A 22,703-nucleotide genomic window follows, 5' to 3' on the forward strand; every position below is an offset into this window, starting at 1 on the left:
ATGTCCGAGACCAGTATTCGTGCAATGGATTTCGCGCGCTGGCGCGACGATTCGGCATTACATGAATTACTCACGCGTGCGGCCGATCCGCCAACTCCGGCGGCGCTGCAGGCGTTGCTCGAGCAGTGCGCCACCCTCGAGGCCATCGGGGCCTTTGACCAGGGTGGCGCGCTGATCGGTGCGGCCTTTTGGCATCGAGTGCACGATGAGGCCGTGGAAATCGAGTATCTCGCAGTCCTGACCCCGCATCGCGGGCTGGGCACAGAACTTGTGCGCGCGGTTCAACAGGCTTGCGGCACACACGTTATCGCGCGCACCGACCACGATGCCCTCGAGTTCTACCAGCGCCGTGGGTTTATTTGCGTGCCGACCGCGACCGATCCGCGGTGGCCACAGACCCCGCGCTTCCTCTGCCTATTGCCGTGCCAAGAGCTACTGGCAACTCAGCCGAAGGGGCCCAGCGGCTTCGAGCTAGTCGAAGGCTTTGCCCAGCCTGGCATAGTACAGATTCATCCACCGCAGGAGCGGTGGCCAGAAGACTTCGCCCGGTTGCGGGCGCTGATTGATCGTGCGCTGGGAGACAGCGCGTTGGCCATTGAACATGTGGGTTCCACCGCCGTGCCCGGCCTGCCGGCGAAGAACGTGATCGATGTGGTCTTGCTGGTAGCCGATGGCGACGCCGAAGAACGCTACGCTCCCTCCTTGCAAGATGCTGGATTGCTGTTCTGGCACCGCGAACCCGGCTGGTATGCCCATCGGATGTTCCGTCCAAGGCCGCACGAGTCCATGCCCGTGGCCAACATCCATGTTTTTTCGCTGGGGAGCACCGAACCGCTGCGAATGTTGCTCTTTCGCGACTATCTACGCACTCACGGCACCGAACGCGAGGCCTATGCCGCCACCAAGCGGCAGGCTGCCGAACGTTTAGCCCAGTTACGCGGGGATGAGGGTGAAGTCATGGAATATAACCGCTTCAAAGAACCCTTCATCCGTGAGCTCGGGGCACGCGTTCACGCGAGCGCGGGGTTACCGCGCGGCCCGCGAAGCTAGTCACCTACTAGACAAAGCACCTTGACGTGGATCACACTTTTGTTATTACCTAATGATCGTTCGGTAAATAATTCCACGGAGGTTTGCCCATGAGCGAGGCACCGGCTCAGCCCGCCACGCAGCACGCCATTTTGGCCAATGACTACGCCACGCAATGGATGGGCATCGAAGTCCAAGAAGTTGCCGACGGCCACGCGGTCATCACCATGACCCTACGCCGCGAAATGCTCAATGGTTTTGGCATCGCCCACGGCGGAATGATCTTCGCTTTAGCCGATACGGCCTTTGCCCTCAGTTGCAACCACCCCGAAGGCTCCGATGACACGATCACGGTGGCTTCCGGAGCCGATATCAATTTTCTGCGCCCCGGGATTCCCGGACGCCTGTTGACCGCCACCGCCCGCCGCGTATCCCAAATGGGCCGCAGCGGAGTCTATGACATTACGGTCACACAGAGCACCGAGGATGGCAGCAGCGAAACGGTCGCGGAGTTCCGCGGTCGTTCACGCACCGTCCCCAAGCCCGCCGCACGCTAACCCCTCTTTCCACCACACAGACGGGAAACCTGACTCATGTCGCCAAATGAAGAACGCCACTCGCTACCCAATCCGCTGGATCCAGAAGAAACAATGAGCCGCGATGAAATTGAATCCATCCAGCTCGCCCGTCTCAGCGAAACCTTGCACTACGCATACGAGAATGTGGAGCACTACCGCACCAAGTACGATGCCGCGGGTGTGCACCCCAATGACTTCAAGGAACTAAAAGACCTCGAGATCTTCCCCTTCACAGAGAAGGAAGACCTACGCGAAACCTACCCCTTTGGCATGTTCGCCGTTCCCCAGCATGAAGTCGCACGCATCCATGCTTCGTCGGGCACCACCGGACGCCCCACGGTCGTGGGATACACCCGCCAAGACCTCGACGACTGGGCAAAGCTGGGCGCACGCTGCCTGCGTCTTTCGGGCGTAAAGCCCGGCTGGAAAGTACACAACGCCTACGGCTATGGTCTGTTCACCGGCGGGCTCGGCGCCCACGCTGCTGCGGAACGCCTCGGCGCGACGGTCATCCCAATGTCCGGCGGGCAGACAGAGAAGCAGATCAGCCTCATTCGAGATTTCGAGCCGGATGCCATCTTGTGTACCCCGACTTATCTGCTCACCATCGGCGATGCCATGCAGCATCAGGGTTTGGACCCCCGGGATACCTCGCTGAAGGTCGCCGTACTGGGTGCCGAACCGTGGACTCTGGAAATGCGTCACGAGCTCGAGGAAATGTTTGGCCTTGACGCCTGCGATATTTACGGCCTGTCTGAGGTCATGGGCCCCGGTGTGGCCGGCGAATCTAACGAAACCAAGGATGGCAGCCACATCTGGGAAGATCACTTCCGCCCCGAAATCATCGATGCCTTCGATTCGTCCAAGGTCTTAGGCGACGGCGAACCTGGCGAGCTGGTCTTCACTTCCCTGACCAAACGCGCCTTGCCGATCATTCGTTACCGCACGCACGACCTGACCCGCCTTTTGCCCGGTACCGCCCGCCCGGGGCACCGCCGGATGGGACGAATTACCGGACGAAGCGATGACATGATCATCTTGCGGGGTGTGAATCTCTTCCCGAGCCAGATTGAAGAATTGATCCTCAAGGTACCGGCGCTCTCGCCGCACTTCCAATTGATCTTGACCCGTCCGGATCGAATGGATCAGCTTGAGGTGAAGGTGGAACGCCGCGAGGATGCCAGCGCCGATGATGCCCGCACTGCCGGGGCTGAGCTGGCGAAGTTGATCAAGATTCACATTGGTTCGAGCTGCGCCATCAGCGTGGTGGAACCCGAAACGCTCGAACGTTCCATGGGAAAGCTCAAGCGAATCTTCGACCGGCGTCAGGACTAGGAACTATAGGCATGGGATAATCGGAGGATCATGACTTCCAAGGATAAAGCGACACACGGCGTGCGGCGCGGCCGCCCCGGCTATGACCAAGACTCGGTTTTGCGCATTGCGGTGCAAGCGTTCAACGAGTACGGCTATGACGCGACCTCCATGGGTAAATTGGCCGAACGGCTGGGCATCAGCAAATCGGCAATCTACCATCATGTTCCTTCAAAACAAGACCTGCTTCGGCTCGCTCTCGATCAGGCCCTCATCCCGCTGGAGGCCGTCGTGGGTGAAGTTGGCGAGCACGATGGGGATGCGGATGAGCGGTTGGAATTCTTCCTGCGCTCAACAATCCGCATCCTCGTCGAGCAGCGCCCCTACGTAACCTTGTTGTTGCGCTTGCGCGGCAATACCGAACTCGAGCGTGCCGCCGTGGAACGCCGTCGTGCGATCGACCGTAAGCTCGCCGAGCTTGTGGCCACGGCACAGGCCGAAGGGTCGGTTCGCACGGATCTGGACTCTCGGACCACGGCCCGCCTGATGTTCGGCATGATCAACTCCGTGGTCGAGTGGTATCGAGATTCCGGCTCGATCGATGGTTCGGCGCTGGAGCAACACGCCATCGCACTTGTTTTCGGCGGCCTACACGACACTCGAGCCAAAAGCTCGGCCGCGTAACGAGGTACCCATCACGGGTTGTGCGGATAGCACCTTCACAGGTTTGACCGGTAGCATCATTCGGGTGCCTTTGGCGCTCACCGTGATCATCCCGTTGAACTAAGAAGTGTCGTGGAAGAACTATTCTTTAGCCTTTTCTCGCAGTCCCCCGGAACCGACTCGGGCACCCAGGTGGCGTTGTATTCGCTCAGTGCTGTGCTCTCGGTGATCGCCTGTTTCATGCTGGCGCACCGCAATGATTTAGGCTGGTGGGCCCAAATCCTCTCCGCGTTCGCCGGTCCACTGGTGATCGCCATGCAATATGACATGATGCTCTTGCTCTACGGTGTTCCGGCCTTGCTGATCGGTGTCTTTGGTCTCTGGCGTTTCTCCCGCTTCGAATTCCAAGGCAAGTTCACGCGCAAGGTCACCCGCGCCCCGCTCACCGTGGGTTCGGCGGTGCTGGCCGTGCTGGGTGTTGCCGTCCTTACCGCAGCGCATATGGGCGAAATGCTCAGCACCGGCTTTATTTTCACGCCCGGCACGTCAACGATTTGGATTTCCTTCATTACTGAGGCCGTGGTGCTCATTAGTTTCGCGCTGATCGCTTGCGGCATCCGTCTGGGTTGGCTGACCATGGCCGCGGCCGCCGCGGTCTATGTGGCCACACTATTCACTAACAACCCAGCCTTCGCATTGCTTGGTGTCTGGGTGTTTATGGTGATCGCCGCACTGTACGGATTCTTTGCCTGGCGTCAGCTACCCGCCCGCGACGAGCAGCTCGCGGACGCGTAACTTTTTCGGCCCAAAAATGCGGCCCCGACCCCTTACAAGGGGGCCGGGGCCGCAACGTTTATGGGCTAGTTTCGCCAGCTGTCGTTGAGTGTGAGCGCCCCGTTGGCGTCCACTGTGGCCACCCGGTTCGCACCGGATTCCCACACCACGTTGCCGCTGCCATCAACCTTGACGTACTTGTACTCGAACTCAGTGCCCGCATCCAGGTTCACAGCTCCAGTCCACGTCGGGTAGTTCTCCGCTGAAAGCTCGACTCCGGCGGCCGGGTCCCAGTTACCCAATGCACTCTGGTTGCCCACGATGCGCAGGTTCTGGCCCCAGACGGTTTCCGCGTTGACCGAGACGCTGACCGTACCTGGTGGTGGCGGCGGATTTTCGCAGTCCATTTTGCCGGTGTGGATTGCCAGCGCACCGTAGGCGGGGATCGTTGCGGTGAAGGTGCCGTCGGCAGCCACATCGATCGAACGGTCATTCTCGGAAACAACATCGCAGTAGTTACCGGCGGCCAGGTCACTGGTGTAGGTACGGGTCGTGGCCGATCCGGTGTTGTTGATAGCCACAAATCCCTTATCGCCGCGGCCGAAGGCAATCTGGTTCGAGCCATCGTCCCACCAGCGGGTCACTGGGGCGTCGCCAACGTTGTTGTTGAAGCCGACCATCTCGGTAATTTCGTGCTGGCGCTGCTCGCAGGTCCACTGGCCCGAATCACAGTCGGCGTTCGGAACCGAGTTCTGGGTAGCTCCCGGAGCCCCGGCATCGAAGTCGGTAAAGGTGTATCCGGAGTAGACCGTCGGCGAACCGTATGGCCAAGCGAGCATGAAGGTGTTTGCGAGCAGGTACTTGGCGCCCCACTTGTAGCTCATGGATTCGCCGTTACGCTCGGTGTCGTGGTTTGAAACGAACACACCGGCCCGGTCGCTTGGAAGCTTGCCGTCGCCGATGAAGCGCAGGTTGGCGATCTGAGCATCGAAATCGTGCTTGAGCTGGCGGGCGTAGTCGAACTCGTGCGAGTCGCCGCTGCCCAGATACTCATCCTCGGTGATCGGTTCACCGGCGGCGCCGATGACCTCGTGTACCCAGTACACATCGGAGTTCTGCATACGGTTCTTGATCTGTTCCAGATCGGTGGCCGGCACATGCTTGGAGGCATCGATGCGGAAGCCGGAAACGCCCAACGACACCAGGTCATCGAGGTAGTCGGCAATCTTCTGCTGCACGTACCCGTCCGAGGTCTTCAGGTCCTGCAGCCCAACCAGGCGGCAGTGCTGAACCTGCCAGCGGTCCTGGTAGTTCGAGATGTTCGTGCGGCAATCGTTGAAATGCTCGTACTTAAAGTCGGGGAAGTTGTCTTCCTCAAAGTATGAGCCGTGCGTTCCATAACCGGATTTACCGGCCCCGGCCATGTGGTTGATCACGGCATCGGCGATCACCTTGACTCCGGCGTCATTGCAGCTTTGGACCATCGCGGAGAACTGCGCACGATCGCCAAGCTTGGACCCAACCTGATAACTCACCGGCTGGTACGAGGTCCACCACTGGGAACCCTGAACGTGCTCGGCGGGCGGCGAAACCTGGACGTAGCCGTAACCTGCAGGCCCAATCGTGGAAGTGCATTCATCGGCGACCGAGTTCCAGTTCCATTGGAAGAGGTTCAGGACCACATCCTTGCCGTCGTTCGCTGGCGTGGCCGCCTGGGCTGGTACCCCGACAAGTGGTGTGGCCAGTAAGGCCGCGCCGGCGGCAACGCTAGCCAGCCGCCTACTGAGTTTGCCCCGCCTCCCCCATAACTTTGATGTGGTGCGTGATGACGATAGACCCACGATTGAGCTCCTTTGCTGTGCTGAGAATTTTGGCCCGGACTAAGCCGTCCGTTCCGGTCACCTGCATGTCAGATGCGTGACCTGCGACACAACTGTAAGCGCTTTCTTCATTTACGCCAAGAGGTCAATTTGTGAAAACTCGTTAAATCCGCGACACGTTCAACTAAAATCGGCGAAACATTTTTTGGAGACCCTCGAGTTTCGCTATAAACTGTAAGCGTTTCCACACGTGTTTGGGGCACGTGTACACCTCCACCGGAACGCATGGCGCGTTAAGCGCAAAAGGTGGGCACCGCGCATGCGCGGTGCCCACCTTTTGCGTTCTAAGGACTACTTACTGCCCGAAGTTCGCGTAGGTTTCATCCTTTTTCTCGACCAGCGTCAACACATCATAGGTGGCAACGATCTCGTCGTTCTGGTTGTGCAAGATCGCATCCCACGCCACCTCGCCGTACTCGTCCGTAACCCGTGGAGTGATCTTCTTGGCGGTCAGCGTGACTCGGATCGAATCGCCAGCAGCAACCGGGGTAATGAAGCGCAGATTTTCCAGCCCGTAATTAGCCAGCACGGGCCCCGGAGCCGGCTCCACGAACAATCCGGCCGCCCAAGAAACCAGCAGGTACCCGTGCGCCACGATTCCGGGGAAGAACGGGTTCGCTGCGGCGGCTTCTTGTTGCGTATGGGCATAGAACGTATCGCCCGTACTGGTGGCGAAATCGCTAATATCCTGCAAGGTAACCTTGCGCAGGTCCGAGGCAAAGCCATCGCCAATGGACAGTTCGGCGAGCGATTTACGGAATGGGTGCACGTTCTGGCTCTGCCCGCCAAAGCGTTCGCAGCCGGCCAGTCGCTGATCCGCGCCGGTGTGCCAGACGCCGGTCAATGCCGTCAGCATGTTCGGCGAGCCCTGCACCGCGGTGCGTTGCATGTGGTGCTTCACCGAGCGAATACCACCCAGCTCTTCGCCGCCACCGGCACGTCCTGGACCGCCGTGTACGAGGTGCGGCACCGGCGAACCATGACCGGTGCTACTGCGCGCGGTTTCACGGTTCAGAATGTGCACACGTCCGTGGTGGGCGGCGATGCCCACGGTCAGCTCACGCATGACCTCGGCATCATTGGTGCACACCGTCGCGACCAGAGAGCCGGAGCCCATGGCGGCTAGTTCTACGGCCTGCTCAAGCGAGTCGTATCCAATCACCGATGAGACCGGTCCGAAGGCCTCACGCGAGTGCACAACCGGGTTCTGCGGATCGTCCCAGCGCAGCACCAGCGGGGACATGAAGGCACCCCGCTCGGCGACCGCGTCCTTCTCCGGAGCAACTCGCACTGCCGGGGCATCCAAGCGCCCATAGGCAATTTCACCACCGGCGGCCAGCATGTCTTCAACCGCCGCGCGCACATCGCGCAGCTGGTCCAAGGACGCCAGCGCACCCATGGTCACCCCTTCAACTCGTGGGTCACCGAGCACCACGCGTTGCTCGAGGCGTTCCGAAACCGCCGCGATCACCGGCTCCACGAGAGCCTGCGGGACGATACTGCGGCGAATGGCGGTGCACTTCTGCCCGGCCTTGACCGTCATTTCGGTAACCACGGCCTTGACGAAGGCATCGAATTCGGCCGTTCCTTCGACCGCGTCGGGCCCCAGAATCGCCGCGTTGAGCGAGTCGGTTTCGCTGGTGAAGCGCACGCCGCCCTCCACCACATTCGGGTGAGACTTGAGCCGGTTGGCGGTGGCCGCCGACCCGGTAAAGGCGAGCATATCGCGGTAGTCCAGATGATCCAGGATGTCGCGTGCCGAACCGGAGAGCAACTGCAACGAACCCTCGGGAAGAATCCCGGAATCCAGCATCAGCCGCACCACGGCCTCGGCCACATAGCCGGTCGGCGTGGCCGGCTTGACGATGCTTGGCACGCCGGCGATGAAGGCCGGCGCAAATTTCTCTAGCATCCCCCAGACCGGGAAGTTGAACGCGTTGACCTGGACGGCCACACCGGCCAACGGAGTGAAAACATGTGTTCCAAGGAAGGAGCCATCCTTGCTTAGCTGCTCACTGGGGCCATCGAGGATGACGTTGGCGTTGGGCAGTTCGCGGCGACCCTTCGAGGAAAAGGTGAACAGCACACCGATACCGCCGTCAATGTCGACCATCGAGTCGATCTTGGTTGCGCCAGTCCGGTAGGAGAGTTCATACAGCTCGGGGCGGCGTTCGTTCAGGTACATCGCCAGTTCTTTGAGCTTCAAGGCTCGCTCATGCAGGGTCAGCGCGGAGAGTGAGCGCTGCCCGACGGTGCGCCCATGGTGCACGGCGGCAGCCACGTCGAGGCGCTCGGAGGTCACCGTTGCCAGTAGTTCCCCGGTGTTCGCATCGAGCACCTGGGTTCCGTCGTGGGCCTCGTGGTTCTGCCATTGACCGGCAATGAAGCTGGGGACCACACCAATCTGGGCTGTCGACATCGACATAATTCCTTCCTGAACGATCGGTCAGTATTAGAATCAACAGTAACAGTACAACGTGAGTCACAACACCTAAGCGAGGCAACCCGTGCAAAATTCCCTTCAACCGTGGACGATCGAGCTGGGCGAACTCGACAAGAAAATGGGCGTTCGCATCGTCGAAGAGTCCGTTGAGCGAGTCGTGGCCACCATGCCCGTAGCCGGAAATACTCAGTCCTTCGGACTCCTGCACGGCGGCGCATCACTGGCCGTCGGTGAGGCCGTGGGTTCGTGGGCAGCGGTGAAATACGCCTCCACCTTCGGCAAGGTAGTGGTGGGCGTCGATGTCAACGCCACGCATCACCGCTCGGCAACCGATGGGCTGGTCACCATCACCGCTACCCCACTCAAATTGGGCCGCCGACTAACGAGTCACGAAGTGGTGATCACCGATGAGCAGCAACGGCGGATCTGCACCCTGCGCATCACCAACCTTGTCATCGACAAGCCTAGTCACTAGCCTCTAGAGGGCCGCATCTGCGGCGTTCTGCACGTCGAGCAGCGCCCGAAGGGCGCTAAGCTCCGTCGCGTCCAACCCCAGGGAGGCCACATATTCATCCGCGGGTCCGAGCCAGCTTAGAAAATCCGCCAGCGCCGTAGCCCGCTCCCGAATCTTTGCCGATAGTTCAGCTTCGCCCTGATAGCGCTCATAGGGGTGCGGACGCGGGGCCACTCGGTGCCATTCATTGATACCGCGCACCGCCCACTGATCGTGCTCATAGGCCAATTCCGGGCGACCGGCCAGGGCCAAGAGCAATGTGGCGATGAGCCCCGACCGATCGCGCCCTGCCGAACAGTGCAGAAGAGTCGGGCGTGGATCGGCGGCCAGATAGCGAAACAGCTCCCGCAATTGCTCAGCGAACTCCTCGCAGACCACTCGATACAGGGCCGGATGATTCATATAGGGCACCGCGAGACGCTCGTAGCGGGCGTTGCCGGGGCGCTCGAGCGGAAAATTTCGTAGCTCCAGCCCCTCAAGGGCCGCCGCAGAGATTTGCGGGTCGGTATCGCGGGTACGAATCTCGTCCGGGTTGCGTAGATCGATAACGCGCGCGATGCCCGAAGCCCGCACCTGCTGCCAGCCTCGCTCGGTGAGCCACTCCCGCCGCCCCATCCGGAAGCATCCGCCGATGATCCGGCGGGCGTTGACCGCACCCTCCCACGGCATATCCTCCGCCAGGGGTCGGTACTCGAAAGCTGGGCTCATATATTCATTGCACCATAGCCAGCCAGCGTTGTAGAGTTTTACCAATTGAGATTTCTCAATCACTAACGATCCTTAGGAGGGATAACGATGAGTGTCCAGAATCTGCACCCAGCCCTACCCCATTACCTCAAGGATTATGACCGTGTCTTATATCGCCCCCACCCCATCTTCTGCCGCCGCCTTATCGGCCACGGAGGCTGAGAGTTTTCAACCGCTGCGCAAACGCCAACGGCAGTGGAACGAATCAACAGACCCCGCTGCGCTCCCGGAGCATCAGCGGTATTCCAGCTGGCCCAACGTGGAAAAATCGTGCCGCGGACCCCAGCCCTACCCACAGTGGATTATCGAGGATGCCGCAGCCATCGACACCGAACTGGGCATTTTGAAAACGGGCAAGGAAGGTGACGTTTTTCTTCTCGAACGAGCCACCGATAGCCGTTCGGTGCTGCTGGCCGCAAAGCGTTATCGCGGGCGCGATCATTCGCAATTTACCCGCTCCGCGGCCTATAGTGAGGGCCGCGCCGCCCGGCGCTCGCGCGATAACCGCGCGGTGGCCAACAACAGTACCTTTGGCCGACTCGTCGCCGCCCAGCAATGGGTCAACGCGGAGTGGAACTACCTGAAAACCTGCCACGCGGCGGGCGTGCCGGTGCCCTATCCCGTACAGGTCGACGGCACCGAGATCCTCATGGAGTTCATCTCCGACCCGGAGCATCCGCAGGCTGCTGCCCCACGACTGGCGCAGCTACCTAGGCACGATCGACGCCTACCGCTGCTCTGGGAACAGCTCGAGGCCGCCATGGAGTCTCTGGCCATCGCTGGTCTGACCCACGGTGACCTCTCCCCCTACAACATACTGGTCGCCGGGGACCGGCTCGTGCTGATCGATATGCCGCAATGTGTGGATCTGGCCGGGAACGTGCAGGGGCTGGACTTCCTGCACCGTGACTGCGTGAATATCTGCACCTGGTTCAGTTCCAAGGGACTGGAACGGAACCCGGAGCAGTTATTCTCCTCGCTACTGGCCAGCATGTATTAGCGGGACGGCCGCCGGATAGCTTCTACCAGTCGTAAAAGCCTCGTCCGCTCTTGCGACCGAGCTCTCCGGCGGCCACCTTATCCTTGAGGATCTGCGGTGGCGCGAAGCGCTCCCCCAGTCGCTCATGCAGGTACTCGGCAATGCCGAGGCGAACATCGAGCCCCACAATATCGGTGGTCTTCAGCGGACCGGTGGGGTGCTTGTATCCCAGCACCATCGCATTGTCGATGTCTTCGGCGCTGGCCACGCCCTCTTCGACCATGCGCATGGCCTCCAGGGCAATGGCAACCCCGAGTCGAGACGAGGCGAACCCGGGAGCGTCGTTGACCACCACGGCGGTCTTGCCCAGCGCCTGCACCCAACCGCGAGCGATCTGTGCCGTCTCGGCCGCACTTTGCGCACCGATCACGACCTCGATCAGGGTCGAGGCTGGGACCGGGTTGAAGAAGTGCAACCCGAGGAAACGTTCGGGGCGCTGCAACTGCTGCGCAAGGTCACTGACCGAGATGGACGAGGTGTTCGAAGCCAACCAGGCCTCCGAATCGATAACCTCTTCCACTTTGCGTAAGGATTCGACCTTCAGGTCCCATAGTTCGGGCACCGCCTCAACGACCAGCTGTGCCGGAGCGAAATCGGCGTAGTGGGCGCTGACCTGCAAGCGAGATTCCAATTCGGCACGGTCACCGGCGAATCCGCGGGCCAGGGACTTCTCGATGGAATCGAGCACACGCCCGCGGGCGGCCTCGGCTGCCTCGGCGTCACGCTCCACAACCGTCACCGACGATCCGGCGAGCACGAAGCCGTGGGCGATACCTGCGCCCATTCGTCCGCCGCCGAGGACGCCGACCCGTTCGGGTGCCTGGTTATCGCTCACTTCTTCTTCCTTTCAAGAAAGGCCTGCATACGGTCGAATTTGGCTTGAGATTCAAAGAGCATGCCCTGCGCCAGAGTGTCGATGACGGGGTGCACCTCGCGCGGGGTGTGGAACACGGTTTTGCTCAGCCGCACCGCCAGCGGATCCTGGGCGGCAATTTGATCGGCGAGCGCCTCCGCGGCACCATCCAATTCGGTTCCGGACACCAGCTCCGTCACCAGGCCGGTCTGAAGGCACTGCTCGCCGGTTAGCACCTTGCCGGCCATCAAAATCAGTTTCGCCAGCGGTTCGCCAACCAGCTCCTTAAGCCGCCAAGTGGCTCCCGCCGCGGCCATAATGCCCAGATTGGTTTCGGGGTTGCCCATGCGCACCTCTGGGGTGCCGATCCGGAAGTCTGCCGCGTAGGCCAGTTCCGCACCACCACCGAGCACGAAGCCGTCGAGGGCTGCAATCACCGGCATCGGCAGTTTGGCGACCCGGTCGAACAGGGTGGAGTTGATACCGGCGAGGGCGTCGTCGCGGCGGCGTTCGCGCAGCTGGGCAATATCGGCCCCGGAAGCGAACACCGCCTTGCGCCCGTGCTCCGGGTCGGCGGGACTTCCGGCCAGAATCAAAATACGCGGGCGGGCTTCGAGCTCGGCGCAGACGGCATGTAGTTCATCGATCATCTGCTGATCGATGGCGTTCCTGACCTCTGGGCGATGCAGGCGCACCCACAAGCGGTCGGTTCCCTCGGTGACTTTGAGGGTGGTGAAATCGGCGGCGCTAAAGGAGCTCATCTAGACGCCCTCCACCAGTAGCGCACTGCCCTGACCCACACCGACGCACATCGTGGCGACCCCGAGCTTGCGCTGATCTGAGGCGAGTTCGCGCTCCATGCGTCCGAGCAGGGTGATCACGAGCCGGGAGCCGCTGGAACCCAGCGGGTGACCCAGTGCGATCGCTCCACCGTCGCGGTTGACGATCTGCTCGTCAACCCCCAATTCGCGCATGCACGCCAATGACTGCGAGGCGAAGGCCTCATTCAGTTCCATGGCGCCGATCTGCCCGATCTGAATCCCGGCGCGTTGCAACACCTTGTTGGTTGCCGGTACCGGACCCATGCCCATAATTTCCTGGGCCAGACCGGCGGACTGCCCGTCAATCACCCGGGCACGTGCTCGCAGCCCGTATTTTTCGACGGCCCGTTCGGAAACCACCAGAATCGCCGAGGCACCGTCGTTGAGGGTCGAGGCGTTGCCGGCGGTGACGACCGAGCCCCCGCTGACGACCGGGCGCAGACCGGCTAAGACTTCGGCGGTGGTTCCTGGGCGTGGCCCCTCGTCGGTATCCACCACGGTATCGGCCTTGCGCCCACGGACGGTGATCGGGACGATCTCGTCAACGAAGCGTCCGGCCTCGATCGCGGCCAGCGCTCGGGCGTGAGACTGCACCGCGAAGGCATCGCAATCTTCACGCGAGACGTTGTAGACCCGAGCGACCTCTTCGGCGGTCTCCGGCATCGAGTACGTGGCCTTGCCATCGCGGGAGAGCTCCCCGGAGAGGAACTTCGGGTTGGGGAAACGCCAGCCAATGGAGGTGTCGTAGACCTCGCCGGGCTTGGCGAAGGCCTTTGCCGGCTTCTCCATCACCCACGGGGCCCGCGACATGGATTCCACGCCACCGGCCACCACAATGTCGGCGGCACCGGATTTGATCATCTGGCTCGCCAGGGTAATGGCGCTCATCCCGGAGGCACAGAGCCGGTTCACCGTGATGCCCGGTACGCTGTCGGGGAAACCGGCCAGCAACCAGCTCATCCGGGCGACATTCCGGTTTTCTTCACCGGCCCCATTCGCGTTGCCGAGGATGACCTCGTCGACCAGTGCCGGGTCGATCCCGGCCTTGTCGATCACGTCCTTAATGGTCGCCGCCGCCAGATCGTCGGGACGCACCGCGCTCAGGGCGCCACCGTAGCGTCCAACCGCCGTGCGCGAACCGCCCACCAGAAATGCCTCGGTCATGAATACTCCTTCGTCATGCGGCGCTCCGCCCCACGGGTTACTTACCGACCATTCGTTCACTAATAGAATCACATTCCGGTGTGACCAGCGTCAAGGCCCAAGGTGCGAACCGACCAACCCGCAACGGAAAATCGCGGACGCAAGTTCGAACCCTGAGCACGGAAGCGACTAGCATTCATAAGGTGAGTACCGTAGACAATCCTTCTTTGCCCGCGAAGGTTTCGGACACCTTCGATCCCTCGCGCTGGCGCGAAGTCGAAGGCTTCGACTTCACCGACATCACCTACCACCGTCAGGTAGAGCGCGACGCCTCCGGCAGCGTGCTCCGCGACCTGCCCACCGTGCGCATTGCCTTCGACCGCCCCGAAGTACGCAACGCCTTCCGCCCACACACCGTGGACGAACTCTATCGCGCGATGGACCACGCCCGCATGACCTCGGACGTGGCCACGGTACTGCTCACCGGCAACGGCCCCTCCCCCAAGGACGGCGGCTTCGCCTTCTGCTCCGGCGGCGATCAGCGCATCCGCGGCCGCGACGGCTACCGCTACGCCGAGGGTGAGACCCGCGAATCTATCGATCCGGCCCGCGCCGGCCGGTTGCACATCCTCGAGGTCCAACGCCTGATGCGCACCATGCCCAAGGTGGTGCTCTGCGTGGTCAACGGCTGGGCCGCCGGCGGTGGACATTCGCTGCATGTGGTCTCCGATCTGACCATCGCCAGCCGCGAGCACGGGAAGTTCAAGCAGACCGATGCCACCGTAGGTTCCTTCGACGCCGGCTACGGCTCCGCCCTGCTGGCGCGTCAGGTCGGGCAGAAAACCGCCCGCGAAATCTTCTTCTTGGCCCGTGAATACTCGGCCGAGGACATGGTGCGCATGGGCGCCGTCAACGAGGCCGTGGATCACGCCCGGCTCGAAGAGGTCGCCTTGGAGTATGCCGCGGATATTGCCCGCCAGTCGCCGCAGGCCATCCGAATGCTCAAATTTGCGTTCAACCTCGCCGACGACGGACTGGCCGGACAGCAGGTCTTCGCCGGTGAAGCCACCCGCATGGCCTATATGACCGACGAGGCGGTGGAGGGACGCGACGCCTTCCTGGCCAAGCGAGACCCGGATTGGTCCTCCCACCCGTACTACTTCTAACAGCAAAGGCCGCCGCCCATGTCCAGTGAAGCCCTACACCTGAGCCTGCTCTCGAAGCTGGCCGCCGGCATTAACGCCGACGGACCGGCCATCGAGGTCGTGGCCGACGCCAGCTCCCCCGATGGCGTACGGGTCGAGCAACTCACGGAGCAGGAGTTGCGCGGATATGAGCAGCCACTGCTGGTGGTGCGCACCTCCGGTTCCACCGGCCGGGCCAAGCGCACGGTGCTGTCGGTGGAGGCCATGGCCTCCAGCGCGCAGGCCACCGCCGAATATCTCGGTTTCGAGGGCCAATGGCTCTTGGCCCTGCCCGTGCACTACATCGCCGGGCTGAGCGTGCTCACCCGATCGCTGTTCGCCGGAACCCGTCCGGTGCTGCTGCCGGAGGAGGGCACGTTCACACCGGCCGGATTCACGCAGGCCGCCGAGTCCATGCTCGAGAAGAAGCGGCTTACCGCGCTGGTGCCTACCCAGCTGGCCCGACTATTGGATTCCCCCTCGGCGCAGACGGTGGCCGTGCTCAAGCGCTTCGACGCGATCCTGCTCGGTGGAGCACGGGCCAGCCGTGATCTGCTCATGCGGGCCCGGCACCACGGCCTGCGGATCTTCCAAACCTACGGTTCCAGTGAAACCGCTGGCGGGCTGGTGTATAACGGCACCGCACTGCCCGGGGTCAAACTCGCCGTAGGCGCCGAGGGCCGGGTTCGCGTCACCGGCCCGATGCTTGCCGACGGCTACCTCGGTGACCCGGCGGGCACCGCCGAGCATTTCCCACTCATCGACGGCGAACGCTGGTACCTCACCGACGACGCCGGGACCGTGCGCGGTCAGCGGCTACAAATTTCCGGTCGCCTCGACGATGTGATCAACACCGGCGGCCTCAAGCTCTCGGCCGGCCAGCTCACCGCCCACCTCGAGGAATTCTTCGATCAGGTACTCGTCGTGCCGGTTCCCGACGCGCAGTGGGGCCAGGCGGTGGGACTCGGGTACTCCGGCCCGACCGACACCAACGTCGCCTTCGCCGCGGTGCGCCAGGCCATTGGCCCCCATGCGGTGCCTAAACGCACCAAGCATTACCGTGACGGGCTACCGATGCTTCCGAACGGGAAATTCGATCGCCGCAAGATCATCGAGGACCTCAGCCAGTAGACCGGCTCGATTCGCCAAGCATCCGAATCCGCGGGAAACTAAAGGGTACAAATTTTTCATTTCCGAAAGGACCCCAAGTCGTGGCCACGCTCTCCCAGTGGGTAGCCGGCGCGCGTTTGCGCACCCTGCCGATCGTCATCGCTCCGATCATCATCGGCACGGCCGCCGCCATCGGATACGACGGTGTATTCCGACCACTGCCGGCCCTGCTCGCCCTGCTGGTGGGTCTGCTGCTGCAGGTGGGCGTGAACTACGCCAACGACTACTCCGATGGGATTCGCGGCACCGATGATGAGCGCGTCGGACCGCTGCGTCTGACCGCCTCGAAGCTCGCCGAACCCACCACGGTACGCAACGCTGCCTTCGCCTGCTTCGGGCTGGCCGCCGCCTGCGGCCTCGTGCTGGTGGTGATCTCCCAGGCTTGGCCCCTGCTCTTGGTCGGTGTGGCGGCCATTTTCGCCGCCTGGGGCTACACCGGCGGGAAGAACCCCTATGGCTACCGCGGCTGGGGTGACGTGTATGTCTTTATCTTCTTCGGTCTCGTTGCCACCATGGGCACCACCTTCACCCAGATCGGGCGCATCACGTACCCCAGCCTGCTTGGCGCCATCGGCACCGGTCTGATCGGTTGCGCGCTATTGATGGCCAACAATGTGCGCGATATCCCCACCGACCGCGAGGTCGGCAAGCTGACCCTTGCGGTACGTCTGGGCGAACAGTGGGCACGGCTGAGCTATGTGTTGATGATCAGCACGGCCATTCTGTTGCCGCTGCTACTGACCCTCGATTTTCCGTTCATGTGGCTGATCCTGCTCAGCCTGCTCCCGGCGGCGTGGCCCTGCTGGCTGATGCTGCGCGAACGGCGACTTCCCAAGCTTGTCCAGGTCCTGAAGCTCACCGGAGTCGTGAACCTGCTCTACGCATTGCTCTTCGCCGCGGCAGTGCTGCTGAAGGTGTGGTTCTAGGCTACTCTTGGCCCTCGGCACGACGCCGCTGCTCGTCATAGGCGTCTTCGACTGCCTCGTCGGCTAGCTGGGCCTCGGTCTTGTTGGCGCTGGTCTTGCTAAAGGCCTTGCGGATGTCCTCATTGGCCTGCAGGCGCAGCTTGTTGAAGAACAAATAGCTCACCGCGAAGGCAATCACCAAGGCCACGATCCCGGCGGTAAACACGCCCCAGCGTAGGCCCCAGGCCAGCAACAGGAAAACGGCGGCGAACAGCCCCAATCGGAGCAACGAATACTTCAGAAACTGCATATGTTACAGTTTAGCGATCTTCACCGGGCCCAACGGAAACTAGACTGTAGGTATGGTTCGTTTTCTGCTGTATGCCGCGCCAATCGCCTTGGCGTTGACCGTCTACACCTTGGTGGAGTGCACCCGTGCAGACCGCTATCAGGTGCGCTCACTGTCCAAACCAGCCTGGGTCGTGGTGATCATCCTCTTGCCCTTTATTGGTGCCGGATTATGGTTCCTGCTAGGCCGCCCGGAGAGCACAAAACCGGCGCCGGGTACCCCCAGCGGTGCCCCGGATGATGACGAGCAATTCCTGCGCCAACTCGAGACGTGGCGCAAACAGCAGCAGCGCGAGGCCGAGTTGAAGGCCCGTGAGGAAGAACTCAAAAAACGCGAGGACGAACTCAAGAAACCCAAGGACGACCCCAACCCACCGAATGAGTCCTAGCCTGCGCATTAGTGCCCAGCGTTAAAACGGCGAAGCCTCCGAACCACGATTGGCTCGGAGGCTTCGCCGTTTCTGCTCCTGCGGGGCGTACCGTCTAGACGCCGGCGTAGGAGTGCAGGCCGTTGAAGTAGATATTCACGATCGTGAAGTTGAAGATCACGCATCCGTAGCCGATGATCGACAGCCATGCCGAACGCGGTCCGGTCCAGCCACCGGTGGCGCGGGCATGCAGGTAACCGGCGTAAACCACCCAGATCACGAAGGACCAAACTTCCTTCGGGTCCCACCCCCAGTAGCGTCCCCAGGCCGCTTCGGCCCAGATCGCCCCGGCCATGACCGTAAAGGTCCACATCACGAAGGCGATGGTGTTGATGCGGTAGGCGAAGTTCTCCAGCGCCCCGGCCCCCGGCACCAAGCGCATGAAGGGCAGTTTGTCTTCCTTGCCCTCGGCCAACCGGTTCATCCGGGAGTGCTGCAGAAGTTGCAGCACGTTCATCGCAAAGGAGATCGAGAACAGCGCGCTGGCCAGCACGGCGATCGATACGTGGATAACGATCCACGGGCTCTGCAGGGCCGGCACCAAGTGCCCCACTGGGGTGGGGAAGCCAATGGTGGCGGCGCAGAGCATCAGGGTAACCAGCCCGATGATGAAGCTGCCCACGAAGCGCAAATCCTTGAAGAACAACGCCACCAGATAGACAAACGCCACCACGAAGGCACCGGTGGTGAGGAACTCATACATATTGCCCCACGGCACACGGTGTGCCGCCAATCCGCGACTAACCACCGCGAAGCCGTGCAGGGCCACGGCCAGCCAGGTCAGCACCACGGCGATCTTCGCGATCCCACGCTTGGGGGAAAGCGCGGTGTAGGTCATCTCGTCGTTGACCACGTCCTCGCCGACGTTATCCGCTCGGCCGCTATTGCCCCGACGCGTCGGCATCACGGTACCGATTGCGGCAGCATTCTGCCCACCGGCGCTGGCCAGCACGCGCTGGTCTTCTTCCAGTGCCTTCGCGTCGAGGGCGGCGATGGTCTTATTGGTTTTAGCCAGGTCCAAAGCGAAGCAGATGAACGCCACCATATAGACCATGGCCGCCAACAGCATGAACAGCTGGCTGTAGGTGCCTAAGGTTTCATTGATGGGCGCCAAAGTAGCGATCCTAAGCATTCACTTCTCCTAAGTCCTTCGACTTCTCGGCCAGCGGCCAGGTGTTATGGAAAATCTTTGACAACTCCGCGGCCTCGCGTTGCAGTCGGGGGTCCTCGCCGCGGGCTAGTAAGGCGAATTCTACGCCGCGTAGACCCTGTTCATCGGTGATCGGTCGCAGCCAGACGCGGCGACGCGGGGTGAAGAGCGAAATGGCAAGCCCGGCCAAGGCCAGGAAGGCGCACACCGCGATGGGGGCCTTGCCCGGGTCGTAGTTCACGTCAAGTGCCACAAAGCGTTTGAGGTCATCGAAGGAGATGCTGCCCTTGCCATCGGGCAGTTCGTAGGTCTGCCCCGCCTCGAGAATGATGCCGCCGGCATCCTGACTGCGTGAATTCAGTTCGGTGAGCTTATCGGTGTCCAGCACATAGACATTCTGTGGCTTACCCTCGTCGAGTCCGAGGTCTCCGTAGTAGGAGTTCAGATGCAGCTGCGGGTTAATGGCGTTGGGGTCACCGGAAATTCCGAAGCCCGTTTCATCCACGAGGGCGGTGGGCAAAAGGAACCCGGTGAAACCAAGCTGTTCGGGATTAGCGTCGGGCACCTTCAGCACCATCACCGAGGTGTAGACAGAGTCTTGCGGGGTAGATACGACCGGACCGGAGAACGCGACCTTGCCCTCGCCGTCCTTGACCGTCACCACCGGTGCGTAGCCATTGCCAACCAGATACACATCGGCGCCGTTGATACGCAGCGGGTGATTGACCTTCAGGTCTTCCTTCTGAGCTTCGGCGTCCGGACTCCGCCGGGTGGTGACGTGGGCGGTGAAGTCCAGGGGCTGACCGAAGTGCGTTTCAGATTCGCGGTCAAAGGTGATGTCGAACTTGTCCAGGCCCACCGAATAGGGTTCGAGGTTCTTCGCGTCGAAGTTCGTTCCGGGGCTAAAGGAGTCGTAGGACACGAGCGAATTGACGAACGTCTCCCCCTCGACCACGATGCGCTGGCCGCTGTAGCCAAAGGCACCACCAATGGCCATCGAGAGCAGGATGCCCAGAAGCGAGGTGTGGAAGACGATATTGCCGATCTCACGCACGTAACCGCGCTCGGCGGAGACGGAGAGCACCCCTGCGTCATCACGGCGATCTACGCGGTATCCGCGCTTGCGCAGGATGCGGTGCCCATCGGAAACCAGCTGATCCGCGGTGATGGTGGCGGCTTGTGCCGGGTCGAGCTCCAACCGGGTGTACTGCGGAAGTCGTTCAAGTTTGGCTGGGGTCCGTGGTGGCTTGCTGCGCAAGGCAATCGCGTGCTTTTTAATGCGCGGAATAATGCAACCGACCAAGGAGATGAACAGCAGCAGATAGATTGCCGAGAACCAGGCCGAGGAGTACACATCGAAAAGTTGGAAGCGATCCAGCCACGGGCCCGAAACGGGGTTATCGGTCAGATACTGTGTGACCAGCTCCGGATTGACGCGACGCTGCGGGAATATCGAACCGGGCACCGCGGCCACCGCCAGAAGCAGCAACAAAAACAACGCGGTGGGCATGGAGGTCAACTGGGTCCAGATCCAGCGCAGGCTGCCGATAAACCCTAGTGCGGGTGCATCGGTATGTGGTTTCTTGGTGCGCTTGTTCTTCGCCATCAGATGGGCAACCTCACTTCATTGGCAAACCAGTTTTGCAATTCGGTCACCCAACCTCCCCATAGGCCGGAGACCATTAACAGGCCGAGCAGGATCAGCAATCCGCCGCCTAGACGCATGACGAGCATTTGGTGCCGACGGAAAAATGCCAGTGCCTGCATGCCACGCTGCATGCCCAGCGCGATCAGGACGAACGGCAATCCCAAGCCGATGCAGTAGAAGGCGGTGAGCAACGCACCGCGCCCTGCGTTGGCGTTGCTTCCGGTGGACATGATCAGCACCGCCGAAAGGGTTGGCCCGATGCATGGTGCCCAGCCCAGTCCGAAGGTCAGTCCCAGCACCGGGGCACCCCACAGGCCCGCGGGCGGCCGCCGATGAATTTTCGCATCACGCTGCAGCCAGGAGATCCCTCCCATGAAGACAACGCCCATGAGGATGACCACCAGGCCCAGCAACTGGGTCACCCAGCCGCCGTTGAAGCGCATCCAGGCGGCTAATTGGCTAAAGAGCACCCCTGCCGACATGAAAACGATCGAGAATCCGCCGATAAACAGCAGCACCCCGCCCAGCACGCGTCCCTTGCGATGCTCCGAAAGGTCGGCACCGGTCAAACCGGTGACGTAGCCGAGATAGCCGGGAACCAGCGGGAGCACGCACGGTGATAGGAAAGAGACGAGCCCGGCGAGTATCGCCACCGGCGCGGCAATGAGGAGCGAACCATCCAGCGCGATGTCGGCGAACTGGTTGGAGGCGGCCAGGGCGGGGCTCATAGTTGCTCGGTCAGAGCCGAGTCGATCAACGACTTCAAGGTGCTCTTCTCGATGGCTCCGATGACTCGGGCACGCACCCGTCCCTTGCGGTCGAGCACCAGCGTGGTGGGAACCGCCTGCAAGGGCACATATTTGGTCATGGCGAGCTGAATCTTGCCGTCGATGTCGTTGACCGACTCGTAGGGCACCTCGAATTCGCGTTCAAAGGCCGTAGCGGCTGCCTCTTCATCGCGCACATTGACTCCAAGGAAATGCACCTTGGAGCCGAAGTGTTCGGCTAGCTCACGCAGATGTGGGGCCTCGATACGGCACGGTGCACAGGCGGCATACCAGAAGTTCAGCACGATCGGTGCGCCGCTCCAGTCGGCAAAGTCAATTTCGCTGCCCTGGTAGGTGCTGGTGGTAAGGGTCACCGGGTCGGTGCGCTCGTCAAGCGAGTACTCCTCCACCGCTCCGTCGCCGGCAATGTAGTTCTTTCCGGCGCCATCCTTGGCCTGTTTGGCCAGTGGGTCCTCCTCCACTGAGCAGGCGGCCAAGGGCGCGATCAGGGCACCGAGTAGTAGTGATCGCACCACGGTCCGGCGGCTGGGCACGGAATAATTCTTCGCTTCACTCATGCGCTAGGCTCCCGGAATATTCGCCGCGCCGGCCAGCAGGTCGCGGCTTGGTTCGTCGTAGCTGACAGAAACTAGTTGGTCACCATCGAATTCAAAGCTGGTCACCGAGGTTAGCGTGCATTCACGCCTACGCGGGTCATGCCATAGTCGTTGGCCTTCGGCACTGCGCCGGGTCACCCAGATGGGGAGCTGGTGACTGACAATGATGGTTTCTGCCCCGTCCCCGCCGGCTTCGAGCGCGAGCCGTCGATGTTCATCCATGGCTTCACGCATGCGCGCAACCTGTTGTGCATAGGGTTCGCCCCAAGAAGGCTGCAGAGGGTTACGTAACAATGGCCAGAGTCGAGGGTTGCGCAGTCGTTTGGACACGCGCGAGAGGCCTTCGAATTTGTTGCCAGCTTCGATCACGCGGTCGTCGGTCAACACCGGAAGGTCGAGCGCTTGCGCGGTGGGTTGCGCGGTCTGTTGAGCACGGATGAGCGGCGATGCGACCAGTCGCACGATCTTCGCTCCCTGCGCCGCCTTGGCTTCGAAATACTCTCCGGCTCGATCAGCCATTTCAAAACCCAGAGGTGACAAGCCATAACCGGGAATCCGCCCGTAGAGCACTTTGTCCGGGTTAAAAACTTCCCCATGGCGCAACAAATGAACGGTCGATCGTGGCATGCTTCCAGTGTCTCAAACATTAACGGCCGGTGATGACAAATGTGTCCGTGATCAAGTATTC

Annotated in this window: 23 protein-coding genes; 11 read left to right on the plus strand and 12 right to left on the minus strand. The window is 61.7% G+C overall.

Annotation, left to right across the window (positions count from 1 at the left end):
• From ACYU0X_RS12645 to ACYU0X_RS12665, 5 genes are all read left to right on the plus strand, one after another.
• Entirely contained in the window at positions 1 to 1,050 is a 1,050-nt protein-coding gene (locus ACYU0X_RS12645) for a GNAT family N-acetyltransferase (RefSeq protein ID WP_418907178.1), read from the plus strand.
• An 89-nt stretch (positions 1,051 to 1,139) separates the two neighbouring features.
• A complete protein-coding gene (paaI, locus tag ACYU0X_RS12650) occupies positions 1,140 to 1,586 on the plus strand; it encodes a hydroxyphenylacetyl-CoA thioesterase PaaI (protein ID WP_418907180.1) in 447 nt (148 codons plus the stop codon).
• 36 nt (positions 1,587 to 1,622) lie between these two features.
• Entirely contained in the window at positions 1,623 to 2,942 is a 1,320-nt protein-coding gene (locus tag ACYU0X_RS12655; RefSeq protein ID WP_418907182.1) for a phenylacetate--CoA ligase family protein, read from the plus strand.
• A 30-nt stretch (positions 2,943 to 2,972) separates the two neighbouring features.
• Entirely contained in the window at positions 2,973 to 3,605 is a 633-nt protein-coding gene (locus ACYU0X_RS12660) for a TetR/AcrR family transcriptional regulator (RefSeq protein WP_418907184.1), read from the plus strand.
• A 111-nt stretch (positions 3,606 to 3,716) separates the two neighbouring features.
• Entirely contained in the window at positions 3,717 to 4,379 is a 663-nt protein-coding gene (locus ACYU0X_RS12665; protein ID WP_418907185.1) for a nicotinamide mononucleotide transporter, read from the plus strand.
• A gap of 65 nt (positions 4,380 to 4,444) precedes the next feature.
• Here ACYU0X_RS12665 and ACYU0X_RS12670 read toward each other — a convergent pair whose 3' ends face one another.
• On the minus strand, positions 4,445 to 6,199 hold the full coding sequence (locus ACYU0X_RS12670; RefSeq protein ID WP_461901050.1) for a carbohydrate-binding module family 20 domain-containing protein: 1,755 nt from the start codon (positions 6,197 to 6,199) through the stop codon (positions 4,445 to 4,447).
• A gap of 334 nt (positions 6,200 to 6,533) precedes the next feature.
• Positions 6,534 to 8,657, minus strand: coding sequence for a phenylacetic acid degradation bifunctional protein PaaZ (gene paaZ / locus ACYU0X_RS12675; RefSeq protein ID WP_461901052.1), 2,124 nt, complete (start codon positions 8,655 to 8,657; stop codon positions 6,534 to 6,536).
• Between the two features lie 142 nt (positions 8,658 to 8,799).
• On the opposite strand from paaZ, the gene ACYU0X_RS12680 reads away from it, so the two are divergent.
• Positions 8,800 to 9,156, plus strand: a complete 357-nt coding sequence (locus tag ACYU0X_RS12680) for a hotdog fold thioesterase (protein WP_418909334.1) — start codon at positions 8,800 to 8,802, stop codon at positions 9,154 to 9,156.
• Between the two features lie 3 nt (positions 9,157 to 9,159).
• Here the strand turns inward: ACYU0X_RS12680 and ACYU0X_RS12685 are convergent, their stop codons facing one another.
• On the minus strand, positions 9,160 to 9,903 hold the full coding sequence (locus ACYU0X_RS12685; RefSeq protein WP_418907189.1) for a tyrosine-protein phosphatase: 744 nt from the start codon (positions 9,901 to 9,903) through the stop codon (positions 9,160 to 9,162).
• 142 nt (positions 9,904 to 10,045) lie between these two features.
• On the opposite strand from ACYU0X_RS12685, the gene ACYU0X_RS12690 reads away from it, so the two are divergent.
• Positions 10,046 to 10,942: a serine protein kinase RIO gene (locus ACYU0X_RS12690; protein ID WP_418907190.1), complete on the plus strand. Its 897-nt coding sequence runs from the start codon at positions 10,046 to 10,048 to the stop codon at positions 10,940 to 10,942.
• A gap of 22 nt (positions 10,943 to 10,964) precedes the next feature.
• Here the strand turns inward: ACYU0X_RS12690 and ACYU0X_RS12695 are convergent, their stop codons facing one another.
• Genes ACYU0X_RS12695 through ACYU0X_RS12705 form a run of 3 tightly spaced genes read right to left on the minus strand, consistent with a single transcriptional unit; the run spans position 10,965 to position 13,819 of the window.
• Positions 10,965 to 11,816 carry a 3-hydroxyacyl-CoA dehydrogenase family protein gene (locus ACYU0X_RS12695; protein WP_418907191.1) on the minus strand — a complete coding sequence of 284 codons (852 nt, stop codon included), beginning with the start codon at positions 11,814 to 11,816 and terminating at the stop codon, positions 10,965 to 10,967.
• On the minus strand, positions 11,813 to 12,595 hold the full coding sequence (locus ACYU0X_RS12700; RefSeq protein WP_418907192.1) for an enoyl-CoA hydratase/isomerase family protein: 783 nt from the start codon (positions 12,593 to 12,595) through the stop codon (positions 11,813 to 11,815). The genes ACYU0X_RS12695 and ACYU0X_RS12700 overlap by 4 nt, the downstream gene beginning before the upstream one ends.
• The gene (locus ACYU0X_RS12705; protein ID WP_461901054.1) at positions 12,596 to 13,819 is read right to left on the minus strand and encodes a thiolase family protein; all 1,224 of its coding nucleotides are present in this window, start codon (positions 13,817 to 13,819) and stop codon (positions 12,596 to 12,598) included.
• Between the two features lie 182 nt (positions 13,820 to 14,001).
• Here ACYU0X_RS12705 and ACYU0X_RS12710 point away from each other — a divergent pair, with 182 nt between their 5' ends.
• The 3 genes from ACYU0X_RS12710 (at position 14,002) to ACYU0X_RS12720 (ending at position 17,078) form a co-directional block, all read left to right on the plus strand.
• Positions 14,002 to 14,964 (plus strand): 1,4-dihydroxy-2-naphthoyl-CoA synthase, encoded by a 963-nt coding sequence (locus ACYU0X_RS12710; RefSeq protein WP_461901055.1) that lies wholly within the window; start codon positions 14,002 to 14,004, stop codon positions 14,962 to 14,964.
• Positions 14,965 to 14,982: 18 nt separating this feature from the next.
• A complete protein-coding gene (locus ACYU0X_RS12715) occupies positions 14,983 to 16,113 on the plus strand; it encodes an AMP-binding protein (protein ID WP_461901057.1) in 1,131 nt (376 codons plus the stop codon).
• A gap of 80 nt (positions 16,114 to 16,193) precedes the next feature.
• Positions 16,194 to 17,078: a 1,4-dihydroxy-2-naphthoate polyprenyltransferase gene (locus ACYU0X_RS12720; protein ID WP_461901059.1), complete on the plus strand. Its 885-nt coding sequence runs from the start codon at positions 16,194 to 16,196 to the stop codon at positions 17,076 to 17,078.
• A gap of 1 nt (position 17,079) precedes the next feature.
• Here the strand turns inward: ACYU0X_RS12720 and ACYU0X_RS12725 are convergent, their stop codons facing one another.
• Positions 17,080 to 17,367: a DUF4229 domain-containing protein gene (locus ACYU0X_RS12725; RefSeq protein WP_418907197.1), complete on the minus strand. Its 288-nt coding sequence runs from the start codon at positions 17,365 to 17,367 to the stop codon at positions 17,080 to 17,082.
• 52 nt (positions 17,368 to 17,419) lie between these two features.
• Between ACYU0X_RS12725 and ACYU0X_RS12730 the strand changes: the two genes are divergently transcribed.
• Entirely contained in the window at positions 17,420 to 17,794 is a 375-nt protein-coding gene (locus tag ACYU0X_RS12730; protein ID WP_461901060.1) for a PLD nuclease N-terminal domain-containing protein, read from the plus strand.
• Positions 17,795 to 17,888: 94 nt separating this feature from the next.
• Here the strand turns inward: ACYU0X_RS12730 and ccsB are convergent, their stop codons facing one another.
• Genes ccsB through ACYU0X_RS12755 form a run of 5 tightly spaced genes read right to left on the minus strand, consistent with a single transcriptional unit; the run spans position 17,889 to position 22,642 of the window.
• Positions 17,889 to 18,947: a c-type cytochrome biogenesis protein CcsB gene (ccsB, locus tag ACYU0X_RS12735; protein WP_461901062.1), complete on the minus strand. Its 1,059-nt coding sequence runs from the start codon at positions 18,945 to 18,947 to the stop codon at positions 17,889 to 17,891.
• A gap of 10 nt (positions 18,948 to 18,957) precedes the next feature.
• Positions 18,958 to 20,589, minus strand: a complete 1,632-nt coding sequence (resB, locus tag ACYU0X_RS12740; protein WP_461901064.1) for a cytochrome c biogenesis protein ResB — start codon at positions 20,587 to 20,589, stop codon at positions 18,958 to 18,960.
• A complete protein-coding gene (locus tag ACYU0X_RS12745) occupies positions 20,589 to 21,359 on the minus strand; it encodes a cytochrome c biogenesis CcdA family protein (RefSeq protein WP_461901066.1) in 771 nt (256 codons plus the stop codon). Before ACYU0X_RS12745 ends, resB begins: the two co-directional genes overlap by 1 nt.
• A complete protein-coding gene (locus ACYU0X_RS12750) occupies positions 21,356 to 21,976 on the minus strand; it encodes a TlpA family protein disulfide reductase (RefSeq protein ID WP_461901068.1) in 621 nt (206 codons plus the stop codon). The genes ACYU0X_RS12745 and ACYU0X_RS12750 overlap by 4 nt, the downstream gene beginning before the upstream one ends.
• Before the next feature lie 3 nt (positions 21,977 to 21,979).
• A complete protein-coding gene (locus ACYU0X_RS12755; protein WP_461901070.1) occupies positions 21,980 to 22,642 on the minus strand; it encodes a histidine phosphatase family protein in 663 nt (220 codons plus the stop codon).
• Positions 22,643 to 22,703: the final 61 nt, after the last annotated feature.

It is taken from the genome of Glutamicibacter sp. X7 (assembly GCF_054889245.1).